Annotated in this window: 10 protein-coding genes; all 10 read left to right on the top strand. The window is 65.5% G+C overall.

The window, feature by feature from the left end; all coding sequences use genetic code 11:
* The first annotated feature begins 49 nt into the window (after positions 1-49).
* The 10 genes from QTI45_RS01455 (at position 50) to QTI45_RS01410 (ending at position 12,369) form a co-directional block, all read left to right on the top strand.
* Positions 50-1,045 carry a Bug family tripartite tricarboxylate transporter substrate binding protein gene (locus tag QTI45_RS01455; protein ID WP_286371331.1) on the top strand — a complete coding sequence of 332 codons (996 nt, stop codon included), beginning with the start codon at positions 50-52 and terminating at the stop codon, positions 1,043-1,045.
* Positions 1,046-1,348: 303 nt separating this feature from the next.
* Positions 1,349-2,200: an archaetidylserine decarboxylase gene (gene asd, locus QTI45_RS01450; RefSeq protein WP_286371330.1), complete on the top strand. Its 852-nt coding sequence runs from the start codon at positions 1,349-1,351 to the stop codon at positions 2,198-2,200.
* 145 nt (positions 2,201-2,345) lie between these two features.
* A complete protein-coding gene (locus QTI45_RS01445) occupies positions 2,346-2,672 on the top strand; it encodes a winged helix-turn-helix transcriptional regulator (RefSeq protein WP_286371329.1) in 327 nt (108 codons plus the stop codon).
* A 66-nt stretch (positions 2,673-2,738) separates the two neighbouring features.
* Positions 2,739-3,089, top strand: a complete 351-nt coding sequence (locus QTI45_RS01440) for an FKBP-type peptidyl-prolyl cis-trans isomerase (protein WP_286371328.1) — start codon at positions 2,739-2,741, stop codon at positions 3,087-3,089.
* A 216-nt stretch (positions 3,090-3,305) separates the two neighbouring features.
* The gene (grpE, locus tag QTI45_RS01435; protein WP_286371327.1) at positions 3,306-3,872 is read left to right on the top strand and encodes a nucleotide exchange factor GrpE; all 567 of its coding nucleotides are present in this window, start codon (positions 3,306-3,308) and stop codon (positions 3,870-3,872) included.
* Positions 3,873-3,976: 104 nt separating this feature from the next.
* Positions 3,977-5,908, top strand: coding sequence for a molecular chaperone DnaK (gene dnaK, locus QTI45_RS01430; RefSeq protein WP_286371326.1), 1,932 nt, complete (start codon positions 3,977-3,979; stop codon positions 5,906-5,908).
* An 87-nt stretch (positions 5,909-5,995) separates the two neighbouring features.
* Positions 5,996-7,135, top strand: coding sequence for a molecular chaperone DnaJ (gene dnaJ, locus QTI45_RS01425; protein WP_286371325.1), 1,140 nt, complete (start codon positions 5,996-5,998; stop codon positions 7,133-7,135).
* 480 nt (positions 7,136-7,615) lie between these two features.
* Complete coding sequence (locus tag QTI45_RS01420; protein WP_286371434.1) at positions 7,616-9,538, top strand: PrkA family serine protein kinase; 1,923 nt, start codon at positions 7,616-7,618, stop codon at positions 9,536-9,538.
* Between the two features lie 27 nt (positions 9,539-9,565).
* Positions 9,566-10,849, top strand: a complete 1,284-nt coding sequence (locus QTI45_RS01415) for a YeaH/YhbH family protein (protein WP_444813169.1) — start codon at positions 9,566-9,568, stop codon at positions 10,847-10,849.
* Positions 10,846-12,369 carry a SpoVR family protein gene (locus QTI45_RS01410; protein ID WP_286371322.1) on the top strand — a complete coding sequence of 508 codons (1,524 nt, stop codon included), beginning with the start codon at positions 10,846-10,848 and terminating at the stop codon, positions 12,367-12,369. Before QTI45_RS01415 ends, QTI45_RS01410 begins: the two co-directional genes overlap by 4 nt.

Genomic DNA, 12,369 nt, shown 5'->3' with positions numbered 1-12,369 from the left:
ACCGCGCAGCGGTTTTTGCTCTGTCCTCAACTGACTAGGAAGAACCCCCATGCAACGCCGCACCCTCATCCACACCGCCCTAGCCACGCTGGCAGCCGGCCTGCCCGCCATGCCAGCCTTCGCCCAGGCCCCCTCCTGGCCGACGGGCAAGGCGATCACCTACCTGGTGCCCTTCCCTGCCGGCGGCACGACCGACGTGCTGGCCCGATTGATCGGCCAGAAGCTCGGACCGGCACTGGGCACCAGCATCATCATCGACAACAAGGGCGGCGCCGGCGGCAGCGTCGGCTCGGAGATCGCGGCACGCGCGGCGCCCGACGGCTTCACGCTGCTGGGCGGCACGGTCAGCTCGCACGCGATCAACATCAGCCTCTATCCCAAGCTCGGCTACGACCCGCAGAAGTCCTTCATGCCGGTCACGCTGATCGGCACCAATCCGGTGGTGCTGGTGGTGAACCACGCCAGCCCCTACAAGACGCTCAAGGACCTGCTCGAGGCCAGCCGCGCCAAGCCGGGCGGGCTGTCCTCGGCATCGGCCGGCACTGGCACCTCGCAGCACCTGGCGCTCGAACTGCTGGCCTACAAGTCGGGCGTGAAGTTCACGCACGTCCCTTACAAGGGCAGCGGCCCGGCGATCCAGGACGTGATCGGCGGCCAGGTCGACATGATGTTCGACACCACCGTGGTCGCCGGTCCGCACATCCAGAGCGGCAAGCTGCGCGCCCTGGCCGTGACCTCGCCCCGGCGCCTGGCCTCGATGCCCGACGTGCCGACGGTCGCCGAGTCGGGCATTGCCGGCCTGGCCGATTTCCAGGTGGCGTCGTGGCAGGCGATCTTCGTGCCGGCCGGCACGCCGGCGCCGATCGTCGACCGCCTCCACACCGAGATCCGCAAGATCCTGGCGACGCCCGAGATGCAGGAGAAGCTCAAGGGCTTCGGCATGGAGCCGGCCGACCTGACGACAGCCCAGATCGCGGCCTTCCAGAAGGCCGAGGTCGAGAAATGGGCGCAGGTCATCAAGGCGGCGAACATCAAGCCTGAGTAGTGTTGCCCCCACGCTCCCCACTTCGTGTGGTCGCTGCCCCCCGAGGGGGCCGCAGGCCGCCTTGGGGCGGCCCGGCGCCGGCCTGTGTGGCCCCCACGCTCCCCCACTTCGTGTGGGTCGCTGCCCCCCGAGGGGGCCGCAGGCCGCCTTGGGGCGGCCCGGCGCCGGCCTGGGCCCCCACGCTTCCGCACTGCGCGGGGTCGCTGCCCCCCGAGGGGGCCGCAGGCCCGGCGTCGGCTTCGTCCTGCGAAACGCGTGCGGAGCGGTCTATAGAATCGCCTTCCTCTCTCCTGGGAACACCCTTTGTCCGATCGCCTCCCCGTCCTGCCGCAGTACCTGTTTCCCAAGCAGGCACTGACCTCTTTCGCCGGCTGGGTTGCGGGCAAGGAGCGCGGGTCGGTCACGACGTGGATCATCCGCCGCTTCGTCGCCAAGTACGGGGTCGACATGAGCGAGGCGCTCGACAGCGACATCGCCAGCTACGCCAGCTTCAATGCCTTCTTCACCCGGGCCCTCAAACCCGGCGCGCGTCCGCTGGCGCAGGCCGACCTGATCTCGCCGGTGGACGGCGCGATCAGCCAGTTCGGCGCGATCGAGGGCGACCAGATCTTCCAGGCCAAGGGCCACCGCTATTCGACCACCGCACTGGTCGGCGGCGACGCTGCGCTGGCCGCGCAGTTCGAGCACGGCAGCTTCGCCACGCTCTACCTGAGCCCGAAGGACTACCACCGCATCCACATGCCCTGCGACGGCCGGCTGCTGCGCATGACCTACGTGCCCGGCGATCTGTTCTCGGTCAACCCGACCACCGCGCGCGGCGTGCCCGGCCTGTTCGCCCGCAACGAGCGCGTGGTCTGCGTCTTCGAGTCGGCGCGCGGCCCCTTTGTGCTGGTGCTGGTCGGCGCGACCATCGTCGGCAGCATGGCCACCGTCTGGCACGGCGTGGTGAATCCGCCGCGCGGCGGCGAGATCCGCGAATGGCGCTACGAAGACCAGCAGGTGGTGCTGCGCCAAGGCGAGGAAATGGGTCGCTTCCTGCTCGGCTCCACGGTCGTGATGCTGTTCCAGGCGCCGCCGCTGGACTTCACGCCCGACTGGGCGCCGGCACGCCCCGTGCGACTCGGCGAAGCGATGGCCAACTACCCCTCCGCCTGAGGCCGTGATCCCACGGGCCGCAGCCTGCTTGCCGCCATAGCTATAAAACTTGTAGCAACCAGCCATCTGGGCTATAGTCGCCGGCCGATTCCGGGTGGTCCCCCACCGACTATAAAAACTGCGGCACCCCGAGGAGATGAAGTCGATGAGCAGCAAGGAAAACGCGGCGGTCAGTCAACTGCTGGCGCTGCTGGAGGCCCGTTACGCGCTGCGCGTCCTCTGGGCCCTGCGGGACGGCCACGCCCAGACCTTCCGCCTGCTCCAGGACAGCGTCGGCAGCATCACGCCGAACACCCTGAACACCCGCATCAAGGAACTCCGCGAAGCCGGCCTCGTGAACCACGGCAGCGAGGGCTACAGCCTGACGCTGAGCGGCCAGGACCTGCTCAAGCGCCTGTCGGACCTGCAGGCCTTCGCGGGCAAGTGGCAGCAGACCCAGGTCAAGAAGACGGCGGCGCCACCGGCGCCGTAGCGGCTTGCCGGGTCGTTAAACTGCCCGGTTTTCCACCCCTTTTTCCAAATTCCCAAGGAGCGCACCATGCCCACCACTCCCTCCGGCCTGCAATACGAAGACACCACGGTCGGCGACGGCGCCGAAGCCAAGGCCGGCCACCACGTGCACGTGCACTACACCGGCTGGCTCTACAACGACGGCGTCCAGGGCGCCAAGTTCGACTCCAGCCGCGACCGCAACGACCCCTTCGCCTTCTCGCTCGGCGCCGGCCAGGTCATCAAGGGCTGGGACGAAGGCGTCGCCGGCATGAAGATCGGCGGCCAGCGCACCCTGATCATCCCGGCCGCCCTCGGCTACGGCGCCCGCGGCGCCGGCGGCGTGATCCCCCCCAACGCCACCCTCAAGTTCGACGTCGAACTGCTAGACGCGCACTGATTGGCCCCCACGCTCCTCACTGCGTGTGTCGCTGCCCCCCGAGGGGGCCGCAAGCCGCCTTGGGGCGGCCCGGCGCCGGCTTGGTTCCCGGCGCTTCCCAGTCCCCAGAATGCGCCTTCGGGCGCATTTTTTGTCTTGAAAACTGCCTGGACAGCCCCAAATGGCTGGCTATTGTTCGTTTTTCATTGAATTCCGGCATGGCCCGGCTTTTTGAGCATGTCTGACCCGCAAAACACCCCCATTCATCCCGACACCCTGCAAGGCGAGCCCAGCCCCGAAGAGCTCGAGGCCGCCCAGGCAGCGAACGAAGCCGACGCACTGGCGGCAGCCCAGGCCGAGATCGCCGCGCTGCAGGCCAAGAATGCCGAGCTCGCCGACCAGTTCCTGCGCGCCCAGGCCGACGTCCAGAACGCCCGCCGCCGCGCCGACGAAGAGATCACCAAGGGCCGCAAGTTCGCGATCGAGGGCTTCGCCGAGAGCCTGCTGCCGGTGCTCGACAGCCTCGAAGCCGGCCTGGCGATCCCCGACGCCACCACCGAGCAGCTGCGCGAGGGCACCGAAGCCACGCTGCGCCAGCTCAAGAGCGCGCTCGAGCGCAACAAGGTGATCGAGATCGCGCCGCCGGCCGGCAGCAAGTTCGATCCGCACCAGCACCAGGCGATCTCGGTCGTGCCGGCGCCGGGCCAGGAGCCCAACACCATCGCCAGCGTGCTCCAGAAGGGCTACACGATCGCCGATCGCGTGCTGCGCCCGGCCCTCGTCACCGTCAGCAGCCCGAGCTGAGAACCAACAAGAAACCCACAGGAAATCCCCGCTCCGTCCCTTGAATCGCAGCGGGTTATCCACAAGTTCACAACAACCTAATTTCAGAGTCCAGGAGAAAAAACATGGCCAAAATCATCGGTATCGACCTCGGCACCACCAACTCGTGCGTGTCGATCATGGAAGGCAACACCACGCGTGTGATCGAGAACTCGGAAGGCGCCCGCACGACCCCCTCCATCGTGGCTTACCAGGAAGACGGCGAAGTGCTGGTCGGAGCCTCGGCCAAGCGCCAGGCGGTCACCAACCCCAAGAACACGATCTACGCCGTCAAGCGCCTGATCGGCCGCAAGTTCGAAGAGAAGGAAGTCCAGAAGGACATCGACCTGATGCCCTACAGCATCACCAAGGCCGACAACGGCGACGCCTGGGTCGAAGTGCGCGGCAAGAAGCTCGCGCCGCAGCAGATCAGCGCCGAAATCCTGCGCAAGATGAAGAAGACCGCCGAAGACTACCTCGGCGAGCCGGTCACCGAGGCCGTGATCACGGTGCCCGCCTACTTCAACGACAGCCAGCGCCAGGCCACCAAGGACGCCGGCCGCATCGCCGGCCTCGACGTCAAGCGCATCATCAACGAGCCGACCGCCGCAGCGCTGGCGTTCGGCCTCGACAAGCACGACAAGGCCGACCGCAAGATCGCCGTCTATGACCTCGGCGGCGGCACCTTCGACATCTCGATCATCGAGATCGCGGACGTCGACGGCGAGAAGCAGTTCGAAGTGCTGTCGACCAACGGCGACACCTTCTTGGGCGGCGAGGACTTCGACCAGCGCATCATCGACTACATCATTTCCGAGTTCAAGAAGGAACAGGGCGTCGACCTCAGCAAGGACGTGCTGGCTCTGCAGCGCCTCAAGGAAGCGGCCGAAAAGGCCAAGATCGAACTGTCGAACGGTGCCGCCACCGACATCAACCTGCCCTACGTGACGGCCGATGCCTCGGGTCCGAAGCACCTGAACATCAAGCTGTCGCGCGCCAAGCTCGAAAGCCTGGTCGACGAGCTGATCGAGCGCACCATCGCCCCCTGCCGCACCGCCATCAAGGATGCCGGCGTCAGCGTGACCGACATCAGCGACGTGATCCTGGTCGGCGGCATGACCCGCATGCCCAAGGTGCAGGAGAAGGTCAAGGAGTTCTTCGGCAAGGAGCCGCGCAAGGACGTGAACCCCGATGAAGCCGTGGCCGTCGGCGCCGCCATCCAGGGCCAGGTGCTGTCGGGCGACCGCAAGGACGTGCTGCTGCTGGACGTCACCCCGCTGTCCCTCGGCATCGAGACCATGGGCGGCGTGATGACCAAGATGATCACGAAGAACACCACGATCCCGACCAAGTTCGCCCAGACCTTCTCGACCGCCGAGGACAACCAGCCGGCCGTGACGATCAAGGTGTTCCAAGGCGAGCGCGAGATCGCCTCGGGCAACAAGCTGCTCGGCGAGTTCAACCTCGAGGGCATCCCGCCGGCCTCGCGCGGCACGCCCCAGATCGAGGTCAGCTTCGACATCGACGCCAACGGCATCCTGCACGTCGGCGCCAAGGACAAGGGCACCGGCAAGGAAAACAAGATCACCATCAAGGCCAACTCGGGCCTGTCGGAGGACGAGATCCAGAAGATGGTGAAGGACGCCGAGCTCAACGCCGCCGAGGACAAGAAGAAGGTCGAGCTGGCCCAGGCCCGCAACCAGGGCGAAGCCATGGTGCACAGCGTCAAGAAGTCGCTTGGCGAGCACGGCGCCAGCCTGGACGCCGGCGAAAAGGAAAAGATCGAAGCCGCGATCAAGGACGTCGAAGAAGCCCTCAAGGGCGAGGACAAGGCCGCGATCGACGACAAGACCAACACGCTGATGAGCGCCAGCCAGAAGCTCGGCGAGAAGATGTACGCCGACGCCCAGGCGGCCGCGGGCGCCGCCGGCGGCCCGGGCGCTGGCCCGGAAGCTGCAAGCGCCCCGGCGGACGACAACGTGGTCGACGCCGAGGTCAAGGAAGTCAAGAAGGGCTGATCTCCCCACCCTGAACGAGGCTGGACCCCCTGGCAAGGCGGTCCGGCCTTTTCCGCTTTCTGATCACCCCGAAATCGCCCCCCGACCATGGCCACCAAACGCGACTACTACGAAACCCTCGGCGTCCCCAAGAACGCCAGCGAGGACGAAATCAAGAAGGCTTATCGCAAGCTCGCGATGAAGCACCACCCCGACCGCAACCACGGCGACGCCGGCAAGGAATCCGAGGCCAAGTTCAAGGAAGTCAAGGAAGCCTATGAGATGCTGTCGGACAGCCAGAAGCGGGCTGCCTACGACCAATACGGACACGCCGGCGTCGACCCGAACATGCGCGGCGGCCCGGGCGCGGAAGGCTTCGGCGGCTTCGCCGAGGCCTTCGGCGACATCTTCGGCGACGTCTTCGGCGGCGCCCGCGGCGGCCGCCAGGGCAGCGGGCGCCAGGTGTTCCGCGGCAGCGACCTGAGCTACGCGATGGAAATCACGCTCGAGGAAGCCGCCGACGGCAAGGACGCCCAGATCCGGATCCCCAGCTGGGACGACTGCGACACCTGCAAGGGCAGCGGCGCCAAGCCCGGCACCAAGCCGATCACCTGCACCACCTGCCACGGCCAGGGCGCGGTCCAGATGCGCCAGGGCTTCTTCAGCGTCCAGCAGACCTGCCCGACCTGCCACGGCTCGGGCAAGATCATCCCCGAGCCCTGCGCCACCTGCCACGGCCAGGGAAAGATCAAGAACAACAAGACGCTCGAAGTCAAGATCCCGGCCGGCATCGACGACGGCATGCGCATCCGCAGCACCGGCAACGGCGAGCCGGGCACCAACGGAGGCCCGCCGGGCGATCTTTACATCGAGATCCGGCTCAAGAAGCACGAACTGTTCGAGCGCGACGGCGACGACCTGCACTGCGTGGTGCCGGTCAGCATCACGACGGCGGCGCTGGGCGGCGAGATCAACGTGCCGACCCTGAAGGGCGCGGCGGCCATCGACATCCCCGACGGCACCCAGAGCGGCAAGCAGTTCCGGCTCCGCGGCAAGGGCATCAAGGGCGTGCGCTCGAGCTATCCGGGCGACCTGTACTGCCATGTCCGGGTCGAGACCCCGGTCAAGCTGACCGAGCACCAGCGCAAGCTCATGAAGGAGCTCGACGAATCGCTGCGCAAGGGCGGCGAGAAGCACAGCCCGACCGACAAGGGCTGGTTCGACAAGGCGAAGGAATTCTTCAGCTGAGCGCCGCCGGAAGGCGGCCGCCGGGCTTGTGCCGGCGAATTCGAGGAGCGGCCTGCGGGCCGCTTTTTCGTTGTTGTCGCTTTCCCGTAGGCGGCGCGAGCCGCACGCGCGTTGGTCCCTGAACAGATCAACGCGTCATATGAATAGAACCTACATTCGCCGGCGATTCACGCCGACAGGCGCGCGCCGTGCAGGAAGCTCAGCATGCTCGTAGGATGGGCGCATGGAGGCGCACGATGAGAGCCGATTTCGCCAATTGCTGCCGCTTTCCGTTGGAACTTTTAGACGCGCATGAAATTCTTATCCGAAAAGCAATTTGCTCGAAGCGCTCTTTGTTCTATGCTTTGAACAAGTTCATGCCCGAGGGTTTTTTCCAAAGCGTGCACACATCACCTGGCACCATTCCTGCGAAGAACGATGCGACGTGTGCGGCACGGATTTCCCGGGCAGCGCCCGGCTGACTCGATGGAGGTGTCTATGGTGGATGTCATCAGCAACTTCGCAGCGCGATATGAGCGCACTCGCGAAGAGGTCTTGTCCCTTCAGGAATACCTGGAGATCTGCAAACGGGAGCCGATGGCCTACGCCACCGCTGCCGAACGCATGCTCAAGGCCATCGGGGAGCCCGAACTGGTCGACACGCGCAACGACTCCCGCCTGTCCCGGATCTTCGCCAACAAGGTCATCAAGATCTACCCGGCCTTCCGCGAGTTCTACGGCATGGAAGACGCCATCGAACAGGTGGTGTCGTACTTCCGGCACGGCGCCCAGGGCCTGGAAGAAAAGAAGCAGATCCTGTATCTGCTGGGTCCGGTCGGCGGCGGCAAGAGCTCGATCGCCGAGCGCCTGAAGCAGCTCATGGAGCACGTGCCCTTCTATTCGATCAAGGGTTCGCCGGTCAACGAGACGCCGCTGGGCCTGTTCGACGCCGCCGAGGACGGCGAGATCCTCGAAAAGGAATACGGCATCCCGCGCCGCTACCTGCAGCGCATCCTGTCGCCCTGGGCCGTCAAGCGGCTCGAGGAGTTCGGCGGCGACATCCGCAAGTTCCAGGTGGTCAAGCGCTACCCCTCGGTGCTGCGCCAGATCGCGGTCGCCAAGACCGAACCGGGCGACGAGAACAACCAGGACATCTCCTCGCTGGTCGGCAAGATCGACATCCGCAAGCTCGAGGACTACGCCCAGGACGACCCGGACGCCTACGCCTATTCCGGCGGCCTGTGCCTGGCGAACCAGGGCCTGCTCGAGTTCGTCGAGATGTTCAAGGCCCCGATCAAGGTGCTGCACCCGCTGCTGACGGCCACCCAGGAAGGCAACTTCAAGGGCACCGAGGGCTTCGGCGCCATCCCCTTCGACGGCATCGTGCTGGCCCACAGCAACGAGAGCGAGTGGAAGGCCTTCCGCAACAACAAGAACAACGAGGCCTTCCTCGACCGCATCTACATCGTCAAGGTGCCCTACTGCCTGCGCGTGTCGGAAGAGATCAAGATCTACGAGAAGCTGGTGCGCAACTCGTCGCTGTCGGCGGCGCCCTGCGCCCCGGGCACCTTGCGCATGATGGCGCAGTTCTCGGTGCTGACACGGCTCAAGGAGCCCGAGAACTCCAGCATCTTCAGCAAGATGCAGATCTATGACGGCGACAACCTCAAGGACACCGACCCGAAGGCCAAGTCGATGCAGGAGTACCGCGACTACGCGGGTGTCGACGAAGGCATGAGCGGCACCTCGACCCGCTTCGCCTTCAAGATCATCTCGAAGGTCTTCAACTTCGACAGCAGCGAGGTGGCGGCGAATCCGGTGCACCTGATGTATGTGCTTGAGCAGCAGATCGAGCGCGAGCAGTTCGCGCCCGAGACCGAGCAGAAGTACCTCTCGTACATCAAGGAGCTGATGGCGCCGCGCTATGCGGAATTCATCGGCAAGGAGATCCAGACCGCGTACCTGGAGAGCTACTCGGAGTACGGCCAGAACATCTTCGACCGCTACGTCACCTACGCCGACTACTGGATCCAGGACCAGGAGTACCGCGACCAGGACACCGGCGAGGTCTTCGACCGCGGCTCGCTCAACGCCGAGCTCGAGAAGATCGAGAAGCCCGCGGGCATCAGCAACCCGAAGGACTTCCGCAACGAGATCGTCAACTTCGTGCTGCGCGCGCGGGCCGGCAACGCAGGCAAGAACCCGCTGTGGACCAGCTACGAGAAGCTGCGCACCGTGATCGAGAAGAAGATGTTCTCGAACACCGAGGAGCTGCTGCCGGTCATCAGCTTCAACGCCAAGAGCAGCGCCGACGAGATGAAGAAGCACGAGGACTTCGTCAACCGCATGGTCCAGAAGGGCTATACGGCCAAGCAGGTCCGCCTGCTGTGCGAGTGGTATTTGCGGGTTCGCAAGAGTTCATGATGAACTGAAGGAGTTCTGTCCGTGGCCATGCTGCAGCAGATCATCGACCGCCGGTTGTCGGGCAAGAACAAGTCCATCGGCAACCGCGAACGTTTCCTGCGGCGCTACCGCGAGCAGATCGGCGAAGCGGTGCGGCGCGCGGTCAGCGGCCGCGGCATCCGCGACCTCGAACAGGGCGAGGACATCACGCTGCCCAAGCGCGATGTCTCCGAGCCCGTGTTCGGCCACGGCCAGGGCGGCGACCGCGAGTACGTGCATCCGGGCAACAAGGAGTACGTCAAGGGCGACCGCATCGAGCGGCCGCAGGGCGGCGGCGGCTCGGGCAGCGGCTCGCAGGCCGGCGACGGCGAAGGCGGCGAGGACGACTTCGTCTTCAGCCTGACCAAGGAAGAGTTCATGCGGGTCTTCTTCGAGGACCTCGCCCTGCCCCACCTGATCCGCACCCAGCTGGCCGAAGTGCCCGAGTGGAAGAGCCACCGCGCCGGATTCGTGAGCGACGGCAATCCGAGCAACCTGCACGTGGTGCGCTCGATGCGCGGAGCGCTCGCCAGGCGCATCGCGCTCGGCGGCGACTCGCGGCGCGAGATCCGCGAGCTCGAGGCGCACCTGTTGCACCTGCAGCGCAGCCCGCGCGTGTCCGATGCGCTGGTGCAGCGCGAGATCCGCGAGACCGAGGCCAGGCTCGAGGAGCTGCGCAGCAAGGCCAGGCACGTGCCCTTCCTCGATCCGATCGACCTGCGCTACCGCAACCGGGTCAAGGTGCCGGTGCCGTCGGCCAAGGCCGTGATGTTCTGCGTGATGGACGTCTCGGGCTCGATGGACGAGGCGCGCAAGGACATGTCCAAGCGCTTCTTCATGCTGCTCTACATGTTCCTGACGCGGCACTACGAGAAGATCGACCTGGTCTTCATCCGCCACCACACGCAGGCCTCCGAGGTCACCGAGGAAGAGTTCTTCCATGCCACCGAAACCGGCGGCACCGTGGTCTCCAGCGCCCTCACGCTGATGCTCGACATCGTGCGTGCCCGCTACCCCAGCGGCGAGTGGAACATCTACGGCGCCCAGGCCAGCGACGGCGACAACTGGCACCAGGACTCGGGCCGATGCCGCGAGCTGCTGGCCGACCACCTGCTGCCGCTGGTGCGCTACTACGCCTACGTGCAGGTGGCCGAGGCCGAGCAGAACATGTGGGAGGAATACACCCAGCTGGCCGACTCCCACAAGAATTTCGCGATGCGCAAGGTCAGCTCCGCGCAGGACATCTATCCGGTGTTCCGCGACCTGTTCAAGAAAGAGAGGGGACCGGCGTGAACGAGACCACGAAGACACGGACGCCATTGCCCAGTCCCTCCGACTGGACCTTCGAGCTGATCGAGCAGTACCACACCGAGATCGCCCGGGTGGCCAGGGGCTACAAGCTCGACACCTACGCCAACCAGCTCGAGATCATCACGGCCGAACAGATGATGGACGCCTATGCGTCGGTCGGCATGCCCGTCATTTACCGCCACTGGTCCTACGGCAAGCAGTTCATCGCCACCGAGAAGAACTACCGCCGCGGCCACATGGGGCTGGCCTACGAGATCGTGATCAACTCCGATCCCTGCATCGCCTACCTGATGGAAGAGAACACCATGGCCATGCAGGCCCTGGTGATCGCCCATGCGGCCTACGGCCACAACAGCTTCTTCAAGGGCAACTACCTGTTCAAGATGTGGACCGATGCGTCGTCGATCATCGACTACCTGGTCTATGCGCGGAACTACATCAGCGAGTGCGAGGAGCGCCATGGCGTCGGCGCGGTCGAGGACCTGCTTGACTCCTGCCACGCGCTCATGAACCACGGCGTCGACCGCTACCGCCGGCCGCAGCGGTTGTCGCTGAGCCAGGAGCAGGCCCGGCGCGAAGAGCGCGAGCACCATCTGCAGCAACAGGTCAACGACCTGTGGCGCACCCTGCCGCGCAAGAGCGGTCGGACGGCGGAGGACGAGGAGGCATCGAAGCGCTTCCCGGCCGAGCCCCAGGAGAACCTGCTCTACTTCATCGAGAAAAATGCACCATTGTTGGACCCCTGGCAACGCGAAGTGGTGCGCATCGTGCGCAAAATCGGGCAGTACTTCTATCCGCAGCGCCAGACCCAGGTCATGAACGAGGGCTGGGCCACCTTCTGGCACTACACGCTGCTCAACACGCTCTACGACGAAGGCCTGCTGGCCGACGGCTTCATGATGGAATGGCTGCAGTCGCACACCAACGTGGTGTTCCAGCCGCCGATCGGCCATCGCGCCTACAGCGGGATCAATCCCTATGCGCTGGGTTTCGCGATGTTCACCGACCTGCGACGCATCTGCGAAAAGCCGACCGAGGAAGACCGGCGCTGGTTCCCCGACATGGCGGGTTCCGACTGGCTGACCTCGCTCGATTACGCGATGCGCAATTTCAAGGACGAGAGCTTCATCGGGCAATTCCTGTCGCCGAAACTGATGCGTGATTTCCGATTCTTCACGGTCCGCGACCAGGAAAGCGAGCCCGAGCTCGAGGTTTCCGCCATCCACGACGACAGCGGCTACCGGCAGCTGCGCGAATCCCTGTCGCGCCAGTACGACCTGAACCACCGCGAGCCCAACATCCAGGTCTGGAGCGTGAACCTGCGCGGCGACCGCGCGCTCACGCTGCGCCACACCCAGCACAACAACCGCCCGCTGCACGACAACGCCTCCGAGGTGCTCAAGCATGTGGCGCGGCTGTGGGGCTTCGACGTCCACCTGGAGAGCGTCGACAGCCAGGGCCGGATCAGCCATCGCAAGGTGGCCGGGCCCCAGACCGCCTGA

The sequence above is a fragment of the Variovorax saccharolyticus genome (genome assembly GCF_030316765.1).
Classification (GTDB): Bacteria; Pseudomonadota; Gammaproteobacteria; order Burkholderiales; family Burkholderiaceae_C; genus Variovorax; species Variovorax saccharolyticus.
Note: the sequence above shows the minus strand (reverse complement) of the source record. Positions and strands in the feature narration are given on the sequence as shown.